The sequence below is a fragment of the Flagellimonas allohymeniacidonis genome (genome assembly GCF_004296335.1).
GTDB lineage: Bacteria > Bacteroidota > Bacteroidia > Flavobacteriales > Flavobacteriaceae > Flagellimonas > Flagellimonas allohymeniacidonis.
Window position 1 is genome coordinate 152,252 of the sequence record NZ_SGIU01000002.1, and the last position, 22,329, is coordinate 174,580.

Here is a 22,329-nt window from a genome sequence, read left to right on the forward strand (position 1 = left end):
GGAAAAGCTTTCCTTACTACAGGGCAAAATTACATAATTATTTTGTACTCCTACCGTATACCTAAGTCGTATATTTGCGGCCAAAATAGATGGCATGTCCAAAAAAGTCAATCCTTATAAAGATTCTAGCTTGGGGAAAAAGGAACAGGTCAAACAAATGTTTGATACTATTTCTGGGGATTACGACGGATTAAATCGTGTTATATCCTTTGGAATTGATTTAAAATGGAGAAAAAGGGTCGTTGCCTTGGTGGGGAAAGGTTCTCCACAATCGGTTTTAGATATTGCCACCGGGACAGGAGATTTGGCCATTGCCCTTACTAAAATCGGAGCAACAAAAATTGTAGGTCTTGATATTTCCCCCGGCATGCTGGAGGTTGGAAAGAAGAAGATTTCCCAAAAAAAATTGGAAGAAACCATTGAAATGGTGGTGGGCGACAGTGAAAAGTTGTCTTTTGAGGATAACTCCTTCGATGCCATCACAGTGGCTTTTGGAGTTCGCAACTTTGAAAATCTACAAAAGGGTCTTGCTGAAATCCATCGTGTGCTGAAACCCAACGGACGTTTTGTAGTACTGGAAACCTCTGTTCCGACAAAAACCCCTTTTAAACAAGGGTATAAGGTCTACACGAAATACATTCTCCCCACCATTGGCAAAATTTTCTCAAAAGATCGTTCTGCCTATGCTTATTTGAGTGAATCGGCCTCAGTTTTTCCACATGGGGAGGAGTTCAACAATATTTTGGCCAAAATCGGGTTTATAGGAGTAGAGAACATGCCCCAGACATTTGGGGTGGCATCAATATATGTCGCTACAAAATAACTGAATGAAAAACATCCTGTTCACCCTGGGCATAGGTTTACTTTTATGTTCCCATTCCCCGGCACAATTTGCGAAAGACCCCATTCTCAATCTTCAATCGGAAGACCAGAAACTTTTGAATTGGGGATACTATCTTGGTTTCAATCAATATGACTTTCAATTTGAATATGAAGATGATATTGGTCAGGATATTTTAGTGGATACGAGTTTTGGTTTTAATGTGGGTCTTATCGGGGAGTTGCGTCTTAACGAGTTTTTAGACGCCCGGTTTGAGCCCGGTTTATTATATACCCAGCGAATTCTTGGTTTTCCTGGATTTACCACAGAGGCCGAAGCCATTCGTGAAGTACGTTCCACCTATATTCGTTTTCCCTTGCTTTTAAAGGTAAGTACCAAACGCTTCGGAAATTGGAAACCCTACATTACGGGAGGTGTTTATGCCGCCACCAATTTGGGAAGCAAAGAAGATAGCCTTGACGATAACAGCAGTGGGGAGTTTCGAATGAAATCCAACGTATACGGCTATGAATTGGGTTTTGGAATAGATTTTTATACGGAATACTTCAAGTTTTCCCCTTCTATTCGCGGAGTTTTCGCCCTTACGGATGAATTGGTACCAGACAATGATCCCAATAGTCCTTGGACAGGAAATATTAACGCCATGCGAACACGTGGCATTTTTATAAACTTCACTTTTGAGTAAGGGTTAAGTACAAAAACTCGAAAAAGAAACTAGTTTCTTCTTATTTCACTGAGCAGAATCGCGGTTGCGGTGGCCACATTTAGACTTTCGGTGGTTGGTTCACCAAATTGGGGTATGCCAATACGTTCGGTAACATATTTTTCTACTTCGGAAGAAATTCCATTGGCTTCATTGCCCATGACCAAGATGCCCTGTTCTCCCAACTTTTTCCCATACATATTCGTTCCATCCATAAAAGCCCCGTAAACCGGATGTTCATTCTTTTTCAAAAAATCTTCCAAATCCAAATATTGAACCTCTACCCTGGCTATGGAACCCATGGTTGCTTGAAGTACTTTTGGGTTATAACAATCTACGGTATCGGGAGAGCAGATGAGATATTTGATATCGAACCAATCACATAATCGAATTATGGTACCTAAATTCCCAGGGTCACGTATTGAATCAAGGATTATTGCCCAACCTTCAAAATGTAGTTTTTCTTTCTTGGGCATGTGAAATACGCCCAATACCCCATTCGGACTGCTTAAGCTGCTCATTTTTTTAAGAACGGATGGAGAAACCACTTCGCAATTTGTTGCTATTTGATCTGCAAGCGCTTCATTAACCACATAAACCCCATGTGGCTCAATGCCACCTTCAAGAAGTTCATTGACCAATTTAACACCTTCGGCCACAAAGAGTCCATGTTGAGTTCGGTACTTTTTTTGCTGTAAGCTGGTAACTAATTTAATTTGGTTTTTGGGAACCATCTAAATCCTTAATTTTGGCGACTATGAAGGTTTTTCAGGGTGCATTGTGTAATAGGGCAAAAATAGGACTATTGTTGCTCATGGTCACCCTGGCCGGATGCAATACCTTAAAAAAAGTTGATGATGATCAACTTTTGCTCACTAACAATACCATCTATACCGATGACGAAAAGGTAAATGAATCTGACCTCAAAAGCCTAATCGTCCAAAAGCCGAACAGCAGTGTTTTGGGGTATCCCTTGCGACTGAACCTTTATAATTTGGCCAAAGAAGATTCCGATTCATCTTTTCAAAATTGGCTCCATAGAAAAGAAAAGCGGGAGAAAAGATTGAACCGATTACTCTCCAAAAAACAAGTAAATCGGCTTAAGGAGTCTTTTGTGGTTAAGGGAGCCAGTGATTTTTTAAAAAGAATTGGCGAGCCTCCTGTTGTTGTTGACACCTCCCTGGCCCAAAAATCTGTAGATCGATTAAAAGCTTACTTCAATAGTAAGGGCTACTTCAATAACAAAGGTCGTTATGAAATTGTCGAAGGAAGACGAAAAAAGAGGGCAGCCGTTGATTACAAGATTGCCTTGGGTATGCCTTATATGATTGATACGGTATTAAAAAACATTGTTTCGCCCGAGCTTGATTCCATTTACAATATTTCATCAAGCAAATCCTTTGTGAAAAAAGGGGAACAGTTCGATTTGGGCAATTTTAATCTGGAACGGGAACGTTTGACCACTCTTTTCAGAAATTCTGGCGTTTATAATTTCCAGGAAAGTTCCATCAACTATGACATTTTAAGGGATACCGTAGCGGCTTCTGATGATAAATTGATGGAAGTCCAGCTCAACATTCAAAAACCAAGAAGCTCTGACGCCGCCGATTCCTTGAGCAATTTCTATCGCGTTCACCGTTTTGAGAAAATCAACATTTACAGCGATTATCTTATTGGAGGTTCAAGAGATTCCCTCAATTCCTTGGAGTACAACAACTACACGATTTATTTCAACGACAAGTTGAAATACAAACCCAAAGCATTGGTAGATGCGATTTTCTTTCAAAAAGACAGTGTTTACCGAGATTTGGACCGAATTCGTTCCTACAGGCAAATTACCAACCTCAATACTTTCAAATATCCCAATATCGAATTGATTCCTGATACGACCAATGCAAGATTGATTTCGAATATTTACTTGGCACCAAGACCCAAGTACTCCGTTAATTTCAGTTTTGATGTTACCCATTCCAATATTCAACAAATTGGAACCGCTTTTGGGGCAACGGTGGTCACAAGAAACGTGTTTGGCGGTGCTGAAACCCTAAATGTATCCGCTAGGGGCTCCATAGGGCTTTTGAGCGATGCTTCCTTATCCGACGAAACCTTTACCTCAGAATTGGGTGGTGATATCAATATTACCTTTCCTCGTATCTGGCTACCCTTTAACACGGAGCGTATCATTCCCTTTTATATGTTGCCCCAAAGTCGATTTCTTGTGGGTACCAACTTTCAACGGAACATTGGTCTTGACAGACAGACGTTTAACACTATATTATCCTATAATTGGTCTCCGAATCTAAGCTTAAAGAATGAGTTGGAACTGCTCGATATAGAGTTTGTTAGAAATGTAAATCCGGACAATTTTTTTAATGTTTACCAAAACACCTTTAGCAATTTAGACGGAATTGCCGATGATTTTGAGGACAATCCTGATTTTGCTGGGTTTTATGATGAAAATGTAGATCCAAACCTTGATGAGGATGATGAACTCGATCTAATTATTTCAGAAGGGGCCAATTCATTTATCGATGCTATCCTAACACCAGGATTCCAGGTGAGTCAAGATACTCTGGCGGCGGTTAGGAGCATTCAAGAGCGTAGACAACGACTCACGGAAAACAACCTCATTTTCGCTAGTAACTTTACAATCACCAAAAACAGCAAGGACGACATCAACGACCTTGATTTTTATCAGTTCAGTGCCAAATTGGAAAGTGCGGGCAACGTGCTTTCGCTAATGGCCAATGTGGTGCCGTACAACGAGAACGATAATGACCAACTCTTGGTTTTTGGAGTCCCATTTTCCCAATATTTGAAGACAGAGTTTGATTTTATTAGGCATTGGCAAGTTGGTGATGCAAGCGTACTGGCCTTCAGAAGCTTCTCAGGTATCGCCATACCCTATGGGAATTCAGATAATATCCCGTTTGTTAGAAGTTACTTTGCTGGGGGATCAAATGATAATAGAGCTTGGAATGCTTATGAATTAGGACCCGGGAGCACTAGTAACCTCAACGATTTCAATGAAGCCAATCTCAAGATTGCCCTGAACTTTGAATATCGTTTTCCAATCGCTGGGGATGTGAAGGGGGCCTTGTTCGCAGATGCTGGAAATATCTGGAACGTTTTTGATAATGAGGACAATCCCGATGCCATTTTTACCGGATTTGAATCCCTGGGTGACCTTGCTTTGGGCACAGGATTTGGGCTTCGTTACGATTTCTCTTATTTTATTTTTAGATTGGACGTCGGTTTTAAGACCTATAATCCTGCGGAAGAGATTTCCCGACGCTGGTTCAGGGATTATAACTTTAGAAATGCCGTCTTTAACATAGGAATCAATTATCCCTTCTAGAGGAAATATTTTATTACTTTTGTTGCTTGATTTAAACCTATAACTAACTGATTTATGTCCCACAATATAAAGCCCGGAGTGGCTACAGGTGACGAGGTTCAAGCTATTTTTGATCACGCTAAAGCCAACAATTATGCATTACCTGCGGTAAACGTAATTGGCTCCAATACAATAAACTCCGTTTTAGAAACTGCAGCGGAACTGAATTCGCCGGTTATCATTCAATTTTCAAATGGAGGCGCCCAGTTCAACGCTGGTAAGGGATTGTCCAACGAAAACCAAAGAGCAGCTGTTCTTGGGGCGGTAGCTGGTGCAAAGCACGTTCATGAAATGGCCGAGGCCTATGGTGCCACGGTAATCTTGCATACCGACCACTGTGCCAAGAAATTATTGCCTTGGATGGATGGTATGTTGGATGCCAACGAAGCACACTTTAAGGCAACCGGAAAATCCCTTTTTAGTTCTCATATGATCGACCTTTCCGAAGAACCACTTGAAGAAAACATAGAAATATGCAAGGGGTATTTAGAAAGAATGAGCAAAATGGGAATGACCTTGGAGATTGAGTTGGGTGTTACCGGAGGTGAAGAGGATGGAGTGGATAATACGGACGTTGATAGCTCAAAATTATATACCCAACCCGAGGAAGTCGCATACGCCTATGAAGAATTGTCCAAGGTAAGCCCGAGGTTTACTGTAGCTGCGGCGTTTGGAAATGTTCATGGGGTATATAAACCCGGTAACGTGACCTTGACTCCCAAAATCTTGAAAAACTCACAAGAATTTGTATCAGAAAAATATGGTGTAGAACATAATCATATCGATTTTGTTTTCCATGGCGGTTCTGGTTCGACTGTTGAGGAAATTAGAGAGGCCATTGGTTATGGAGTTATAAAAATGAATATTGATACTGATCTTCAGTATGCCTTTTTAGCTGGTGTACGGGATTATGTTTCTGATAAATCAGGCTACTTACAATCGCAGATTGGAAATCCTGATGGTGCTGACCAGCCCAATAAGAAATTCTATGATCCAAGGGTTTGGCTTCGTGAAGGGGAAAAATCTTTTGTGACCCGATTAAAAAAGGCTTTTGAAGACCTTAATAATGTCAATACGCTTTAATATTCCGAAAATAGCTGTTTAATTAAATTTTGATTACATGTCGTCTTGGTTTAAAAGAAAGGAAAAAGGAATTCAGACTGCTACTGAGGAAAAGAAAGACACCCCTAGGGGGCTTTGGTATAAGTCGCCCACAGGAAAAATTGTTGAGTCAGAGGAATTAGCGAAAAACTTTTATGTCAGCCCCGAAGATGATTACCATGTTCGAATAGGCAGTAAAGAATACTTCGAAATTCTCTTTGACGACAATAAGTTCAAAGAACTTGATGAAAAACTATCCTCGAAAGACCCACTGAAGTTCGTGGATACCAAAAAATATTCGGATCGCCTAAAGGCGGCACAGCAAAAAACCAAATTGAAAGATGCGGTACGCACGGCTGTTGGAAAATCAATGGGAAAAGAATTGGTGGTAGCTTGTATGGATTTTAGCTTTATTGGTGGATCTATGGGAAGCGTTGTTGGAGAAAAGATAGCTCGTGCCATTGATGTGGCCAAACGTAGAAAGCTTCCATTTTTGATGATTTCAAAATCGGGGGGCGCCCGAATGATGGAAGCCGCTCTTTCCTTGATGCAGTTGGCAAAGACTTCGGCAAAATTGGCGCAATTGGCAGAAGCGAAAATTCCATACATCTCCCTTTGCACAGATCCCACAACAGGTGGAACCACGGCCTCCTATGCCATGTTAGGGGATATTAATATTTCTGAACCTGGAGCGCTGATTGGATTTGCCGGCCCAAGGGTTGTAAAAGATACCGTTGGAAAGGATTTGCCCGAAGGTTTCCAAACCTCGGAATTTGTAAAAGAGCACGGGTTTCTCGATTTCATCACCCATCGAAGGGATTTAAAAGAAAAAGTGAATCTTTACATCGACTTAATACAAAATCAACCGATAAGAGCATAAAAAAAAAGCCTGCGTTACGCAGGCTTTTTCAGTTACAACCAGAACAAATCTACTTCAAGAATCTTCTAAGAAATATTTCCTGTTCAGTTCCGTCAGGATAGGTCAAAATGCCTTTGGCATCACAACTCCCGTCACCAAAATCCAAACTGGCCGTATTGTCGTTTCTTGAGATTTCCAAAACACCGCTTACAATAAATCGGCACGCCAATTCTCTTCGCAAGGGCTCTATCACCTCTTTTACATACACATTGCCCAATCTTCCGATATAGGTTCTTTTCCCGGTGATCAAAAAGACATTATCCCCCCAAAAACCACTTCCGAAACCTTCAATCCACTCTCTTGTACGAGTTCCATTAAAGGAAGCTGTATCGCCATTTGGCCATGTAGCACTAAATGAAGCATTAACTGTTCCCTGCGGATTGCCATTTTCATTGGCACGTACACGAAGTACATCAGCAGACCCTTCAACAGCCACACCGTTAAACGTGAAATTTTCCAAAGTAAGGGCAATGGATTTGGATGCTGCCTCCATATCCTTGGCATAGCTTAAAAAGATAATTCCACTAAGCACATTGCCATTGGGCAACTCACATCCATCACCAAAATCTATGGTTTTCTCTCGTGTCGTATCTGTCACAACTGTAGTGATCGTCACACAATCAGGTAAATAATCTGAAGCGTAATCACTTTTGGCTGTCAACGAAATTTCATCTGCGGCATATACGTCTTCCGCAATTGTTGAAACTTCTTCTGAAATCAATTCTGTTTCATCACTGGCCTGCAGTTCAGCAACGGTGATAACCTCATCTTGATCTGCAGCTGTATCGATAGCCGTTTCTTCTTCCTTGGTACAGGATACCACTGTTAAAAGTGCAAGACCTATAGCAAGTGGGGCAATTTTTAAAAAGTTCATTTGTTTGAGACTCTTTTTCATAATGATTGAATTTTAGGATTTGGTTCTATGACCCACCCAAATCAAAAAGGTTTAATCTCGGAGGAAAAAATTTTTCATTCTGAAAAAAGGATTATCTTTGCACGCTGATTGAAAGACAATCAAATACATAAAAATCATTAAACTAATATTGGAATGTATTTATCTAAGGAAGTAAAGGCCGACATCTTCAAGAAACATGGCGGTTCTGAAACAAACACCGGTTCCACGGAAGGGCAGATTGCCTTGTTCACGTACCGTATTAATCACTTGACAAAACACCTAAAGAACAACCACAAAGATTTTGCCACTGAGCGTTCTTTGGTAAAATTGGTAGGTAAAAGAAGAAGCCTTTTGGACTACCTGAAGAAAAAAGATATTGAAAAATACCGAAGCCTTATCAAGGAATTAAGTATTAGAAAATAAAATAATGGGGAGGTTTTGCCTCCCTTTTATTTTGGCTGGGTATCAGCCTCCCGTTTTGGTCCCCTAAGACCAAAACCAACATAAAAAGCTGCTTTTTCAGTTTTTCATTGGTCAACACAACAACACAACCCGACCGTCCGGAAGACGGTAGACCAAATGTTTAACGACCCGTATCGAAACGGGTAAGATTAATTTTATGATTCCAAAAACTTTTAAAGAGGTCATTGACCTCGGTGACGGTAGGGAAATTTCTATCGAAACCGGAAAATTGGCAAAACAGGCCCATGGTTCTGTTGTTGTCCAATCAGGCAAATGTATGTTGCTATGTACAGTTGTCTCCAACTACAAACAAAGTGATGTTGATTTTTTACCTCTTACGGTAGATTATCGCGAAAAATTTGCTGCAGCCGGGCGTTATCCCGGAGGATTCTTCAAACGTGAAGCACGCCCCAGTGATGGTGAAGTATTGACCATGAGATTGGTTGACCGTGTTCTTCGCCCTCTTTTTCCGAAGGACTATCATTCTGAGACGCAAGTGATGATCCAATTGATGTCACATGATGAAAACGTAATGCCAGACGCAATGGCTGGTTTGGCCGCATCTGCCGCCATCCAACTTTCAGATTTCCCATTTGAATGCGCCATCTCTGAGGTAAGAGTGGGTAGAGTAAATGGTGAATTGATCATCAATCCAACCAGAGACCAATTAAAAGAATCAGACATCGATATGGTTATTGGTGCTTCTGCAGATTCTGTAATGATGGTCGAAGGGGAAATGGATGAGATTTCCGAGGAAGAAATGGTTGAGGCCATTAAATTTGCCCATGAAGCCATTAAAGTACAATGTGCTGCCCAAATTAAGTTGGCAGAAGCTTTCGGAAAGAAAGAAGTACGTGAGTATGAGCCAGAGGTAGAAGATGAAGATTTGGCCAAAAAGGTACATGACCTTACGTATGACAAGGTTTATGCCATAGCCAAAGCAGGTTCGGCCAAACAAGAAAGAAGTGCTGCATTCGACGCCATAAAGGAAGAGGTAAAAGCAACCTTTTCAGAAGAAGAGTTGGAAGAAATTGGAGATTTGGTCTCCAAATACTTCTATAAAGCTGAAAAAGCCGCGGTTAGAGACCTTACCCTAAATGAAGGGCTCCGTTTGGATGGACGTAAAACCGATGAAATTCGCCCCATCTGGTGTGAAATCGATTATTTGCCATCAGTTCATGGCTCCTCCATTTTCACAAGAGGAGAAACCCAGGCCCTGGCCACTGTAACCTTAGGTACCTCCAGAGAGGCGAATCAAATTGACATGCCGTCCTTTGAAGGGGAAGAAACCTTTTATTTGCACTACAACTTCCCTCCTTTTTCAACTGGGGAAGCAAGACCAATTCGAGGTACTTCACGAAGAGAGGTAGGTCACGGAAACTTGGCCCAACGTGCCTTAAAAGGAATGATTCCTGAAGATTGTCCATATACGGTACGTGTTGTTTCAGAGGTATTGGAGTCCAACGGATCCTCATCCATGGCTACCGTTTGTTCTGGAACCATGGCTTTGATGGATGCTGGTGTTCAGTTGAAAAAACCTGTATCTGGTATTGCAATGGGATTGATTACCGATACCGAAAGTGGCAAATACGCCGTTCTTTCAGATATTTTGGGTGATGAAGACCATTTGGGAGATATGGACTTTAAGGTGACTGGTACCGCAGACGGTATCACGGCCTGCCAAATGGATATCAAAGTAAAAGGCCTGTCCTACGAAATTTTGGTGAAGGCCCTAATGCAAGCCAAAGATGGAAGACTTCATATCCTTGGTAAACTTACGGATACCATTGCAGAACCAAAACCAGAGGTAAAATCCTACGCTCCAAAAATTGTTACCAAAATTATTCCTGGAGAATACATTGGTGCAGTAATTGGTTCAGGAGGAAAGGTGATTCAAGAACTTCAAAAAGAAACCAATACCACTATTGTTATCAACGAAGATCCCGAAACCGAAGAAGGTATTGTGGAAATTCTGGGTACTGGTCAGGATGGTATTGATGCGGTTATCGCCAAAATTGACGCTTTGATGTTTAAACCCGAAGTAGGTAGTATTTATGAGGTAAAAGTCATAAAACTACTTGATTTTGGTGCAGTTGTTGAATATACCGAAGCCCCTGGCAATGAAGTATTGCTGCACGTATCAGAGTTGGCATGGGAACGTACCGACAAGGTGACCGATGTGGTCAACATGGGAGATACCATCGATATTAAATACTTTGGAATCGATCCTAGAACCAGAAAGGAGAAAGTATCCAGAAAAGCTTTGCTCCCAAAACCGGAAGGGTATAAGGAACGTCCTCCAAGAAACGACCGTGGAGGCGACCGCAGAGGTGGAAATCGCGATAGAAAACCACGAAGAGACTAGGTCCACAGTCCTAGATGTAAATAAAACCCCGGGAAAACCCCGGGGTTTCTTGTTTACGAAAAATTATCCAAATAAGTTTTACCAAATTGTAACTTTTTGTCTTTTTCTACGTATAAACTAATGAGCTCTGCTCACAAACTTAAATTGAAGGGATAAAATAGATGAGACAGTTAAAGATTACAAAACAGGTTACCAATAGGGAAACCGCATCGTTAGACAAGTATCTACAGGAAATCGGTAAGGTGGATTTGATCACCGCCGATGAGGAAGTGGAATTGGCACAGCGAATCAAAGCGGGAGACCAAATAGCCTTGGAAAAATTAACTAAAGCCAACCTCAGATTCGTGGTTTCTGTTGCCAAGCAGTATCAAAACCAAGGATTGACCCTTCCTGACTTGATCAATGAAGGAAACTTGGGACTAATCAAAGCGGCACAACGTTTTGATGAAACCCGTGGATTTAAATTCATTTCATATGCAGTATGGTGGATTCGTCAATCCATTCTTCAGGCCCTGGCCGAACAATCCCGTATTGTTCGCCTGCCTTTGAATAAAATTGGTTCTATCAATAAAATCAACAAGACGTTTGCCTTCTTGGAGCAAGCCCATGAAAGGGTACCTTCTGCGGAGGAAATTGCCAAAGAATTGGACATGACCGTTGAGGATGTGAAACAATCCTTAAAAAATTCGGGCCGTCACGTTTCTATGGATGCTCCGTTGATCGATGGTGAAGATTCCAACCTATATGACGTACTTAGAAGTGGGGAATCTCCCAATCCAGATAAGGAATTATTGCACGAATCACTTCGCACTGAAATAGAACGAGCTTTGGAAACCTTGACCCCCAGAGAAGCTGATGTTATCCGTCTTTACTTCGGTTTGGCCGGACAGCACTCAATGACCTTGGAGGAAATTGGCGAAACTTTTGACCTGACCCGAGAGCGTGTACGTCAAATTAAAGAGAAGGCAATCAGAAGGTTGAAACATACCTCCAGAAGCAAGATTTTGAAGACGTATTTAGGATAATTTTAAGGATTATCAACACAAATTACAGTTAAACATACCTTAAATTGGTTTTTTGGCAAGAAAGTTGTAATTTGTAAACCTATAACAGTTTATCATGACTGTTCGTTTTTTGATTGATGAATAAACTCCGGCTGATTACCGGAGTTTTTTCATTTATATACCTTTCTCTTTAACAAAATATCCTCTTTTAGCCCTATTTTTTGTTAAATTTTCAATGCCGCGGACTTTTGGACTTCCCTGCTCGTAGATATCTAGTAGCCATCATATTTTGATATTTAACCCCTGCTCATATGGATTTTAGCATTGATATTCAGTTTTTAGGAGGACTCACTCCCAATCAAGAAATGGTTTTTGATGACGCTTCTGCCCGTTGGGCGGAAATTATTACAGGAAGCTTACCCCGTGTACAGCTTGCCAACGGTGAAATTGTCGAAAACGTTCGTATTGATGCCCAAGGCACCAGTATTGATGGAGCCTCAGGAATCTTAGGTCAAGCCGGGCCAACGCAGCTTCGTTCGGGCAGTTTGTTACCCGCCACGGGCCTTATGCGCTTTGACACGGCAGATTTGGCCCGATTGGAAGCCGAAAACAGCTTAAAAGACGTTATTATTCATGAAATGGGTCATGTTTTGGGCTTTGGAACCCTTTGGTCCCAAGAGTTGTTGAACCTTATTTCAGGGGAAGGCACTGACGACCCTCGATTCACGGGAAAAAACGCCATTCGCGAATATCAGACCCTGATAGATGATTCTGATACTACTTCTGTTCCTGTTGCCAACACAGGAGGATCGGGCACCCGGGATGGTCATTGGAGAGAGCTTGTTTTTGACAACGAGCTAATGACAGGCTTCATCGATGCTGGCGAAAACCCCATTAGCAGGTTGTCCATAGCTGCTTTTGAAGACATGGGCTACGAGGTAAATTATATCGTAGCGGATGATTATTCATTACCAGACCCAGAACTTTTGGCATTGAAATCCCTTGATGAAAATAGGCAATGTAAAATGTGTAGCAGGCGAATTTTGAGATGTCAGCCCATAATTTTGCCAGAATCTGCCTATATCGACTGATTTCTGGGGCCTATTAAAGGGAGGTTCATCCTTGCTTGTGTTCGAAGCTCATCCAAAAATGATTACTTTAGGGAACAAGAGTCAGTATACACTTTCTTATGGAATTCAATTGGGCCCTTTTGTTTTTCTTTAGTGCACTTGGCGCTTTTAATGGACTTTGCTTGGGCCTTTATTTCCTTTTGATAGCCAAACCCAAACACATTTCAAGCAAGTTTTTGGGAGTACTTCTGCTGATGATGAGTGTACGTATTGGAAAATCGGTTTTCTTCTATTTTAAACCTGATTTGGCCTTCATTTATCTTCAATTGGGGATTACAGCCTGCTTTTTTATTGGGCCGTTTTTGTACTTCTATGTCAAATCGGTTGTGCAGCCCAATAGTTCCATAGTAAAGAATTGGAAGTATCACCTCGCCATTTTGATACCTTTTATTTTGATCATTGGGATTATTTATCCCTTTGAGACTCACGTAGATTTATGGAGACCTTATATCGTTTATGGCATTTACCTGCAGTGGCTGGCTTACATTCTTATTTCTGGATGGGTACTACGGGGAGATTTGAAACAACTGTTCTATCGCTCCAAAAGCTTAAAGACCCAACAGGTTTGGCTTTTGAGTATTTTTCTGGGCAACCTCATGATTTGGGCCGCCTATTTCTTTACCAATTTCACGTACTACATTGTGGGGGCATTGACTTTTTCCTTTCTTTTTTACCTTCTCGCCTTGTTGGTTTTCATCAACCGAAAAAAGAAATCCCATCTGTTCATTCCTGAGCAAAAATATGCTGATAAACGAATTGCCACCTCTGAAGCCAAAGCATTATTGGACAAACTGACCCAGCTTGTGGAAAATGAGGAACCCTTTACCAATGCCAATCTGAAGTCTTCTGATATTGCCAAGAAAATGCAGTTATCCGTACATCAATTATCACAGTTGCTCAATGATAATCTAGGTAAAAGCTTTCCAATTTTTATTAACGAACATCGCATAGCAAAGGCGCAAAAAATGTTGGCTTCCAACGATATATTGACCTTAGAGGCGATTGGATACGAATGTGGATTTAATTCAAAATCAACCTTTTACACTACTTTCAAAAAGATAACGGGCTCCACTCCTGCCCAATATAAAGCCCAGCTTCGGGGTTCGTATTTATAAATCCGAACTCCTAATTTATAATCTCTTATCTGCGTCCATCATAAAAAGCACAAATTGCTTTTAAAAATTTAGGGCGATGAAACAACTTTTAGCAGTATGCCTCCTGATAGGGCTCATAGGTTGCATTAAGAACCAAAGCGCAAACAAGGAGAACTCTTCCCTTACATCAGAAGCACCTCAGAATTCACTTGAAAAGGAGCGAGTACTTTTTGTTGTTTCAAATCAACATACATATGGTGAAACAGATATCAATGCAGCGAACCACTTCGCAGAAATTGTTCTCGCCTATGATGTATTTAAGAAGTCAGGTTTTGCCATCGACTTTGTAAGTCCCGAAGGAGGAGCCATTCCCATTGGGTATCTCAGCACTTCCGATTCCATTGAAAAACAGTATCTCTATGATTTTGAATTTATGAAGCTGTTGAAAAACACGCATAAATCAGAAGAAATAGACCCCTCAAGATACAGCGCCGTTTATTACGGAGGTGGTGGAGCAGCCATGTTTGGAGTACCAGAAAATGAACAAATCCAGAAAATTTCCATGGCCATTTACGAAGAAAATGGCGGGGTAGTTTCTGCCATCTGCCATGGTACAGCCGGTTTGGTCAATCTAAAAACCAAGGAAGGATCCTTCTTGTACGAAGGAAAAAAAGTAAACGGGTTCCCAGACCTTTTTGAAAATATGGACGCCCTCTACTATCAGCAATTTCCATTTTCCATAGAACAGACCATTAAAGAACGAGGTGGGATCTTCAGTTTCTCCGCAGAAGGCTGGGACAATTATTTTGTAGTGGATAATCGGTTGATTACGGGACAAGATCCAACTGCTGCTGCATCAGTTGCCCATAAAGTAGTTGAAGCATTGGCTTCCAAATAAGAAAATCAAATACAAGAACTTTTAGACCTTATCATGAAAAAGACTTTCCTTTTTATTTTTTTCTGCGGAACCCTATCAGCACTGGCACAACTTTCCCCAATAGAAGAGCAAGAAATCGATAGTATATTCCAATCTTGGAAAGATAAAGATGCTCCTGGGGTGGCCTCAGGTTTAATCTATGGAAAAACAATTAAATACACCAAAGCATTTGGTCTGGCCGATGTTGAAAACAAAAAACCAATCACCCCGCAGACCAAATTTCAGGTTGATTATCTGTCCAGGCAATTCACTGCCTTGGCTATACTGCTATTGGAAGAACAAGGTAAGATTGCTTGGAACGATCCCATTCAAAAATACCTCCCTGACTTTCCAGAATACGAACACCCTCTCGCGGTATCACATTTACTAAATCATTCCAGTGGATTGAACGACTATGAGATGCTAAAAGGGTTACTTGGCAAACAGGAAAATGATGTTTTCACCCATGAAGATGCCCTTCTATTGATAAAAAGCCAACGCAAATTGAATTTTGTGCCGGGCACTCAATTTTCCTTTATGACCTCCAAAACCGAATTGACCCTTTTGGCAGAAATCATAAAGAAAGCCTCTGGGCAATCCTTTTCGGAATTTACTGGGACGAACATTTTTGGACCCCTACAAATGAATCATACGATGTTTGTGGAAGACTATAATACCATCATTCCCAACGTCGCTAAGTCCTACCAAATTGCAGAGGAGGAGTTGTTCTTTCGCAAAACGAATATCGGGAACGCAGGGCCAACCAATCTTTATACTTCCGCCCAAGATCTGTTGAAATGGTACGACACCCTAACGGGCAATTCACAATCAGAACTTGCCAGCCTTATAAAAAGGCTGGATGAACCGGTAAAACTGGATGATGGTTCTGTCTTTGAATCTTGGTGGGGAAGACTTACACTTGGTCGAGCATTCTATCACAAGGAACGCGGTTTGCCCGCTTTTTGGCAATTTGGACTTGCAGGCGGCTATGCAGCAAACGTATTTCGATTTCCAGAACAAGAACTTACCTCTTTTGTAATAGGGAACAACAATACCTATAATGGTATGCCCGCCATGCTTCAGGCCAACCACTTCATTGAAAACGAGTATACCGAGCCCAGTTCCATTGATCCTACACAAATTGATTCTAAAAACGTACCCCCAAAGCAATTAAAAAAATTTGAAGGACATTATTGGGATGCAAAACGGGGTATAGCTCGAAAACTCCATATAGTTGAAGACACGCTTTTTTATGCACGACTCGAAGCGGATCGGGGAGCACCCATGCTTCCGCTTACTGGAGAGGACAGGTTCCAGTTGCAAATCGAAGGGGACGAAAAGATTATATTTTCCTTTAAGACCATTGATGAAAACTTGGCTTACGAGATTACTTTAGGGGATAGTAGGCCGTATACCTATGTTCAATATCAACCCGTTGAATATACACCCCAAGAACTTGAAGGATACACCGGTAGGTTCCTAATGCAAGACCTAAATTTAGTATACCATTTTAAGGTTGAAAAGGGACAACTTATTGCTCTTGGTCCCGAAGGTTCAGAGCTGACTTTTCATTCAGTTAGCAACGATGTTTTTCGAAGTCCCACGCCATCCATGGGCAGTATTAGATTTCAAAGAAATCAATCAGGAGCAATTATCGGTTTTGCCATATATACAGATGGAATCCAAAACATGCAATTCAAAAAACTCAGTCTATAGCTTTCTTTGTTAATTGGTTGCCAATACGTCCTCAAATCAGAATGGCGCAAAGCACGCATACCATTTGATTTCGCTACTTTTGTACCATAAATTTGAATCATATTATGGGCAAACGTTTGATAGCACCTTCCCTTTTGGCAGCCGATTTTGGAAACCTTCAACACGATATTGAAATGGTGAATGCAAGTGAGGCAGATTGGTTCCATCTTGATATTATGGATGGGGTTTTTGTACCCAATATATCCTTTGGAATGCCTGTGGTAAAAGCTATTGCCAAACATGCCAAAAAAACCTTGGATGTACACTTGATGATTGTTGACCCAGACCGTTATATCAAAGAATTTGCAGACCTTGGTGCCGATGTTTTGACTGTACACTATGAAACCTGCAACCACCTGAATCGAACAATCCAAGCCATTAAAGGAGAAGGTATGAAGGCGGGGGTGGCCATTACGCCACATACTTCTGTTCATTTGCTGGAAGACTCATTGGAGGACATTGATTTGGTTTGTGTAATGAGCGTGAACCCTGGATTTGGCGGGCAATCGTTTATAGAGAATACATATAACAAGGTTTCTGCCCTTAAAGAATTAATAGAAAAGAAAAACACCAATACATTAATTGAAATTGATGGTGGGGTCAATGCAACCAATGCCAAAAGATTGGTGGAAGCTGGCGCCAACGTATTGGTGGCCGGAAGTTTTGTCTTCAAAAGTGAAAATCCTACTTTGACTATATCCGAATTAAAAAAGGAAATTGCATGAGTCAGGTTTATGATATTTTGATTGTTGGTGGAGGACCAATTGGTATAGCTTGTGGTTTGGAAGCTAAAAAAAAAGGACTTTCCTATATAATCATTGAAAAGGGACCCATTGTCAACTCCTTGTTCAACTATCCCATCAATATGCAGTTTTTCTCTTCTTCAGAGAAACTTGAAATTGACGACATCCCTTTTATCAGTAAAGAAGCGAAGCCCAAGCGAAACGAGGCCTTGGAATATTACAGAAGAATTGTCACTTCCAACAAGTTGAACATTCACCTTTTTGAAAAGGTGACCGGGGTTCAAAAATTTCAGGATAGCTTTCTCGTTGAGACGACAAAAGACCAGTATCATGGCAAGAATGTTATCGTAGCCACGGGCTTTTATGACCTTCCCAATAAAATCAACGTCCCGGGAGAGGATTTGCCCAAGGTATCTCACTATTACAAAGACCCTCACTTTTACGCCAGTCAAAAATTGGCCGTTATCGGTGCGAGCAACTCAGCTATCGATGCTGCTTTGGAATGTTGGCGAAAAGGCGCAGAGGTCACTTTGATCATTCGTGGGCCAGAAGTGGGCCAACGTGTTAAATATTGGGTACGTCCCGATATCATCAATCGTATTGAAGAAGGTAGCATAAAGGCGTACTACAATTCCACCGTCAAAGAGATTACAGATAATACGGTGATTATTGATTCCCCAGAGGGTTCTGTGACCCTTGAAAATGATTTTGTCCTGGCGCTTACCGGATATATGCCCAATTTTGAGTTTTTGGAGCAACTGGGGATACGACTTTCAGCAGATGAAAAGCGCTTGCCTGAATACGACCAGAAAACCATGGAAACCAATGTGGATGGGCTTTTTCTTGCAGGGGTCATTTGTGGAGGCATGGAAACCCACAAGTGGTTTATCGAAAACTCAAGAATACATGCCAAAATTATCGTTAAGGCCATTCTTGATAAGATGCAGTTGGTGGAAGAGTCCTAGTCCTGGTTCCAAAAGTCTTCCATTGGAAAATCATTACATTTAGGGAACAACCCTAACATACCTAAAATGGATATGCTCACTCAGCTGCACCTTGCGGCGCAATACCTCGCCACCGCAGGAATCAGTTTCTTGGATAAAAAGGATGATGACAGCCACACCAACCTTGGTTTTTCTATAGAAAATAAAGGCCTTGAGACTTGGCCATTGGATGCCGATGGAACCAAACTTTGTTTGGATTATGCTAATTTTTCCTTGAATTGGGTTGCTCAGGATTCTCTTTCGCTGTCGCTGCATGGAAAATCGCATGAAGATGTGGTGAAATGGATTCAAAAAGCTTCCCAAGCTTTAAATTCAAAAAAATCCTACCAATATGATTTACACTATGAGCTTCCCTATAGTATGAGTTCCAAGGATATTTTTCAACTTTCAGATAAGAGTGAAATCAACAGCTTGGTGAATTTGCGAAGTCTTGCCCAAAAAGTTCTGATTGCAGTATTGGATAAAGAAAATTTGACCTCAGATGTTCGCATTTGGCCCCATCATTTCGACACAGGCGCTTTTGCACCTTTAAAAAATGGAAATACTGCAGTGGGTTTTGGACTATCGATACCTGACGCTTTAGTCGATGACCATTATTTCTACATTAGTGGCTACCAGGGTCATGACAGTCTTGACACTTCCAATTTCCAAACTTTAACGACCGGAGATTGGTTGAATAACGGTTTCAAAGGTGCTGTTCTACCAGCCAATGGAGTGGATAAGCATACGGCCGTTCAATTTTTCAGCGAGGCCATAAATTCATATCGAAAGTAGAAGTATGGAAGGTTGGTATGTTCCCATTACCATTGTCCCCGGAATTGGATTGCTTTTGATGTCCACTTCAAATCTGTTGCTCGGTCTGAGCAATGAGATTAAGGAATTAATCGTGGAACAAGCCAATTATCTGGATTTGCTGGAACGGAAATTAAGACAATTGAAGCTCTTGAACTATGCGATGGTTTTTCTGTACGTTTCCGTGGCCTTCTTTGTGATTTCCGGATTGATTGCAGGTCTTTACGAAAACACTCACCTTATGGAAGGGCAAATACCGCTTTATTTTTCAGGGATTGGTATTATAAGTGCCCTGGCAGCTCTTCTTCTCTTAATCATTTATGCCTTTAGAGCAGTTCGAATCAAACAAGACCAGTTTAAACAGCACTTTTAGAGCGAAAATTGGTATTGCAGGGAAATGCTTCCAATAAATCCCTGGGCGACCTCATCGCCACTAGTGATCACATTGATTTCCCTTCCGAAGCCCAAAGTGAGGCCAATTTGCGATTTGGTGTTTTTTATCGGAAGAAAATACCCCCCTTCCAACCAAGGTTGGAGAACCAAGATATAGGTACTTCCTGAAATTCGGGTCACAGGACCACTTGGAGACTCTTGAAAGTCATCGGTCCAGTCAATGTTCAAACTCCATATATCCAAATTAAGACCAGCAATAAAGCTTCCCTTTCCTGAAGGAAAGTGCTTTCTATAGCCCACAGAGCCTCCAAAACCTTCTCCTTCTTCCGAAACATTTACATCACTAAAATCTTGGCGGTCGGTAAAGTTTCCCCCAAGTCTAAAAAGCAAAGAAGTGTCTTCACCTAAAAAATGCTCTAGATTGATAGTCGGGATGAAGCCAGCTGGATAAGCTTGAATGGAAACGCCTAAATCCGTCTTCTTAGTTGTACCATCGGTATTTTGACCCCATGATAAAACTGGTATCGACATCGCCAATGCGAGTAAAAAAACAAGTGGCTTTATGTTCATTCAAATGAGTTTCAATTGTGCCTCAAGCTGCCCGTTTGCCTTCAACATGGCGCGTCCGTCCCTAAAACTAAGATAGGAGTGCCCCATTTTATGGTTCATGATGCTAATCTCATTTAGGTAGCCCCAATGTCTGGTTATTTCCTTCCAGGCGAAGAAAATTGAATGTCTAGGGTCATAGATGTGTGTGGCTTCGCCCCCTGCTCCGTTGATTTCGATAACACTGAAGTTTTTTCCCTCGGTAAGTTCAGCAAACGAATTGTACAGTACATCGAGTCTTCCATAGTGAAACCCCTCGATTTTTGAACAAATTCCATCAATAATATCGGTAAGCTCCTTATTGATTCTATGGGTATCATCGATAAATTTGGCACCTCGGGTGTGACTTCCGTAAGGCACCAATATAAATTCCTCACCGGAGGCCAGTACCTTGTTCAAGGATTCCCCGAACTTCTTTCTGAGTGCTTTAAGTTGAAAATGGCTTCTTGCATCTTTTTTTATAAGATGAAGCACCGAGCTTTTACCATCCCCCATAACAGAAAGAAATTGTTTGGATACAATTCCGGTTATTCTTCCCCTGACCTCATCGGGTCTGCGTACGTAAAAAATGCCCATTTCCTTGTTAAAAGGAATTAATTCTTGAACCAAGAAATTTTCGGGACTCCGTTGAAAATACTTTTGAAATTCTTCCTTATTATTTACTTTTTCAACTCCGAAGGCCTTCATGCCAATGTCGGGTTTTGCAATAAAAGGGAACCCAATGCCCTTATTCAAAATCCTTTCCAAAGCAAGTTCGGGAGCTTCATCCTTGGCAACAAACAGCGTTTCTGGGATATGCTCATTTGGAATCATGTTATAGATGTCCATTTTAGATTCCATGGCCATTCCCCCATTTTTCATCGTCGGATTAGCGGCATTAAAGAAAAAAAAGGAGCGGGCTTTAATGGAGTAATATAGCCAAACCGGAAAAAGCGGGTAGTAAATGGCCCAAAGTGGCCAATATTCCCAATGCGTCAGTTTGTGCCATCGAAGCCTCCAAGAATCCATTACAGCGAAGTTTCCAATTTATTGGATGAAAAGTCAACCAGATATCTTTTATCTCCTAAAAGATCAAAGTGTTTCAGTGTTACTTCGGAAGATTTCAAAATGGCCTGTGTAACACTGAAGGTTCTTAAACCCGTTTTTCTATCAATTACAAATCCATTCTCATAGTCATTGTGATTATTGGAATGAAAATCCACAATACTTGAGGGCGTCACGGTCTTATGTTCTTCAACAAACTTCGAAAAAAGTTCCTCTCTTGTCTGAATTGCGTCGTCATCATATAATGTGACGGAGGACCAGATATAGCTTTGTTCAGGGTTTAAAATTGAGAAATGTTTCTTGCTACCGTCCCATCGCGATTCCACCAGTCGTCCATCTGCAAAAATCACTACCGTAAAGGGTTCAATGTTTTCCAAATCCATTTCCTGAATTATGGCCAACGGATTTTTGGAACCTATGATCTCTAAGAGTACCAATCCCCTACTTCTTGCATACGGACCTTTGGATTCGTGCCTTACAAAACCACCATTTAAAAGTACTGCCGCCTGATTGTATTCATTGACGGCAAACCAGGTTCCTCCAGCTTTGGGGTCCTGCGGAAACACAACCCGAACCGAATTTATGTTCTGCTCCTTGGGAGCGTACGCCTTCTGACGTGAAATATGTTCATCGCGATTAGACGTGATGAAATAGGAATCATTATGTGCTATGAAACTTACTGTGCACATGCTTCTCGATATTGCAAAGTTGATGGGGCTACGCCGAACGATTCCGGTAGCTGTAAATCTGTTAAGTGTTTGATCCCAACTTTGATCAGGGCATGATGGTGGATGGTATGCTCCAGGTTGTACATCACCTCCCTAAAATAATTGGAATCCAAAACCGCCTCATTTCCTCCAAGTTCATAGGTAATTTTCACCTCCTTGTTCGGTTTTTCAAGTTCATTTTGAATGCGTTCGAGCTGTTGTATGGCAAATGCAGGATCCTGTTCTATTTTCAAGTTTCTTTCCCTTCGATCATAGGAGACATCAGCTGATTCATAACCTTGAATAAGACAAAGATATAGCTCAATGATATGACGGGTATGTTGTCCGATACTTGAATTGGACAATACCTCACAGGATTTGGCATATACTTCTTGGGGAAGCTCCAACAATATTTGTTTGAATTGTTCAATTGTATGTATTGAAGAAATGAACATAGG

General features: G+C 41.3%; 22 protein-coding genes. 16 read left to right on the forward strand and 6 right to left on the reverse strand.

Annotated features, from left to right (window positions below; translation table 11 throughout):
* Nucleotides 1-94: 94 nt before the first annotated feature.
* On the forward strand, nucleotides 95-823 hold the full coding sequence (gene ubiE / locus EW142_RS08980; protein WP_130612932.1) for a bifunctional demethylmenaquinone methyltransferase/2-methoxy-6-polyprenyl-1,4-benzoquinol methylase UbiE: 729 nt from the start codon (nucleotides 95-97) through the stop codon (nucleotides 821-823).
* Between the two features lie 4 nt (nucleotides 824-827).
* Entirely contained in the window at nucleotides 828-1,526 is a 699-nt protein-coding gene (gene porT, locus EW142_RS08985) for a type IX secretion/gliding motility protein PorT/SprT (protein ID WP_130612935.1), read from the forward strand.
* A 29-nt stretch (nucleotides 1,527-1,555) separates the two neighbouring features.
* Here the strand turns inward: porT and EW142_RS08990 are convergent, their stop codons facing one another.
* A complete protein-coding gene (locus tag EW142_RS08990; RefSeq protein ID WP_130612937.1) occupies nucleotides 1,556-2,278 on the reverse strand; it encodes a TrmH family RNA methyltransferase in 723 nt (240 codons plus the stop codon).
* Nucleotides 2,279-2,301: 23 nt separating this feature from the next.
* Between EW142_RS08990 and tamL the strand changes: the two genes are divergently transcribed.
* Genes tamL through accD form a run of 3 tightly spaced genes read left to right on the forward strand, consistent with a single transcriptional unit; the run spans nucleotide 2,302 to nucleotide 6,922 of the window.
* On the forward strand, nucleotides 2,302-4,902 hold the full coding sequence (gene tamL / locus EW142_RS08995) for a translocation and assembly module lipoprotein TamL (RefSeq protein ID WP_130612940.1): 2,601 nt from the start codon (nucleotides 2,302-2,304) through the stop codon (nucleotides 4,900-4,902).
* A 54-nt stretch (nucleotides 4,903-4,956) separates the two neighbouring features.
* Nucleotides 4,957-6,024 carry a class II fructose-bisphosphate aldolase gene (gene fbaA / locus EW142_RS09000; protein ID WP_130612943.1) on the forward strand — a complete coding sequence of 356 codons (1,068 nt, stop codon included), beginning with the start codon at nucleotides 4,957-4,959 and terminating at the stop codon, nucleotides 6,022-6,024.
* 37 nt (nucleotides 6,025-6,061) lie between these two features.
* Nucleotides 6,062-6,922, forward strand: coding sequence for an acetyl-CoA carboxylase, carboxyltransferase subunit beta (gene accD / locus EW142_RS09005; RefSeq protein ID WP_130612945.1), 861 nt, complete (start codon nucleotides 6,062-6,064; stop codon nucleotides 6,920-6,922).
* 49 nt (nucleotides 6,923-6,971) lie between these two features.
* On the opposite strand, the gene EW142_RS09010 is transcribed toward accD, so the two are convergent.
* Complete coding sequence (locus EW142_RS09010) at nucleotides 6,972-7,856, reverse strand: hypothetical protein (protein ID WP_130612947.1); 885 nt, start codon at nucleotides 7,854-7,856, stop codon at nucleotides 6,972-6,974.
* Nucleotides 7,857-8,009: 153 nt separating this feature from the next.
* On the opposite strand from EW142_RS09010, the gene rpsO reads away from it, so the two are divergent.
* The 11 genes from rpsO (at nucleotide 8,010) to EW142_RS09065 (ending at nucleotide 19,494) form a co-directional block, all read left to right on the forward strand.
* Nucleotides 8,010-8,279 (forward strand): 30S ribosomal protein S15, encoded by a 270-nt coding sequence (rpsO, locus tag EW142_RS09015; protein ID WP_130612949.1) that lies wholly within the window; start codon nucleotides 8,010-8,012, stop codon nucleotides 8,277-8,279.
* 196 nt (nucleotides 8,280-8,475) lie between these two features.
* Complete coding sequence (locus EW142_RS09020; RefSeq protein ID WP_130612951.1) at nucleotides 8,476-10,683, forward strand: polyribonucleotide nucleotidyltransferase; 2,208 nt, start codon at nucleotides 8,476-8,478, stop codon at nucleotides 10,681-10,683.
* A 161-nt stretch (nucleotides 10,684-10,844) separates the two neighbouring features.
* The gene (locus tag EW142_RS09025) at nucleotides 10,845-11,708 is read left to right on the forward strand and encodes a sigma-70 family RNA polymerase sigma factor (RefSeq protein WP_073180565.1); all 864 of its coding nucleotides are present in this window, start codon (nucleotides 10,845-10,847) and stop codon (nucleotides 11,706-11,708) included.
* A gap of 290 nt (nucleotides 11,709-11,998) precedes the next feature.
* The gene (locus EW142_RS09030) at nucleotides 11,999-12,778 is read left to right on the forward strand and encodes a leishmanolysin-related zinc metalloendopeptidase (RefSeq protein ID WP_130612953.1); all 780 of its coding nucleotides are present in this window, start codon (nucleotides 11,999-12,001) and stop codon (nucleotides 12,776-12,778) included.
* A gap of 98 nt (nucleotides 12,779-12,876) precedes the next feature.
* The gene (locus tag EW142_RS09035) at nucleotides 12,877-13,932 is read left to right on the forward strand and encodes a helix-turn-helix domain-containing protein (RefSeq protein WP_130612955.1); all 1,056 of its coding nucleotides are present in this window, start codon (nucleotides 12,877-12,879) and stop codon (nucleotides 13,930-13,932) included.
* A gap of 76 nt (nucleotides 13,933-14,008) precedes the next feature.
* Complete coding sequence (locus EW142_RS09040) at nucleotides 14,009-14,809, forward strand: type 1 glutamine amidotransferase domain-containing protein (protein WP_130612956.1); 801 nt, start codon at nucleotides 14,009-14,011, stop codon at nucleotides 14,807-14,809.
* A 33-nt stretch (nucleotides 14,810-14,842) separates the two neighbouring features.
* A complete protein-coding gene (locus EW142_RS09045; RefSeq protein ID WP_130612959.1) occupies nucleotides 14,843-16,543 on the forward strand; it encodes a serine hydrolase domain-containing protein in 1,701 nt (566 codons plus the stop codon).
* Between the two features lie 104 nt (nucleotides 16,544-16,647).
* Nucleotides 16,648-17,307: a ribulose-phosphate 3-epimerase gene (gene rpe, locus EW142_RS09050; RefSeq protein ID WP_130612962.1), complete on the forward strand. Its 660-nt coding sequence runs from the start codon at nucleotides 16,648-16,650 to the stop codon at nucleotides 17,305-17,307.
* On the forward strand, nucleotides 17,304-18,290 hold the full coding sequence (locus EW142_RS09055) for a YpdA family putative bacillithiol disulfide reductase (protein ID WP_130612965.1): 987 nt from the start codon (nucleotides 17,304-17,306) through the stop codon (nucleotides 18,288-18,290). The genes rpe and EW142_RS09055 overlap by 4 nt, the downstream gene beginning before the upstream one ends.
* A gap of 66 nt (nucleotides 18,291-18,356) precedes the next feature.
* On the forward strand, nucleotides 18,357-19,103 hold the full coding sequence (locus tag EW142_RS09060) for a hypothetical protein (RefSeq protein WP_130612968.1): 747 nt from the start codon (nucleotides 18,357-18,359) through the stop codon (nucleotides 19,101-19,103).
* A 4-nt stretch (nucleotides 19,104-19,107) separates the two neighbouring features.
* Nucleotides 19,108-19,494, forward strand: a complete 387-nt coding sequence (locus EW142_RS09065; protein WP_130612971.1) for a DUF2721 domain-containing protein — start codon at nucleotides 19,108-19,110, stop codon at nucleotides 19,492-19,494.
* On the opposite strand, the gene EW142_RS09070 is transcribed toward EW142_RS09065, so the two are convergent.
* From EW142_RS09070 to EW142_RS09085, 4 genes are read right to left on the reverse strand one after another with little or no spacing between them, the layout of a single operon-like run.
* On the reverse strand, nucleotides 19,491-20,084 hold the full coding sequence (locus tag EW142_RS09070; RefSeq protein ID WP_130612974.1) for a hypothetical protein: 594 nt from the start codon (nucleotides 20,082-20,084) through the stop codon (nucleotides 19,491-19,493). The two genes, EW142_RS09065 and EW142_RS09070, sit on opposite strands and share 4 nt — an antisense overlap.
* The gene (locus EW142_RS09075; RefSeq protein WP_130612977.1) at nucleotides 20,085-21,128 is read right to left on the reverse strand and encodes an ATP-grasp domain-containing protein; all 1,044 of its coding nucleotides are present in this window, start codon (nucleotides 21,126-21,128) and stop codon (nucleotides 20,085-20,087) included.
* Nucleotides 21,128-21,853, reverse strand: a complete 726-nt coding sequence (locus EW142_RS09080) for an NRDE family protein (RefSeq protein ID WP_130612980.1) — start codon at nucleotides 21,851-21,853, stop codon at nucleotides 21,128-21,130. Before EW142_RS09080 ends, EW142_RS09075 begins: the two co-directional genes overlap by 1 nt.
* Complete coding sequence (locus EW142_RS09085) at nucleotides 21,841-22,326, reverse strand: DinB family protein (protein WP_130612983.1); 486 nt, start codon at nucleotides 22,324-22,326, stop codon at nucleotides 21,841-21,843. The genes EW142_RS09080 and EW142_RS09085 overlap by 13 nt, the downstream gene beginning before the upstream one ends.
* Nucleotides 22,327-22,329: the final 3 nt, after the last annotated feature.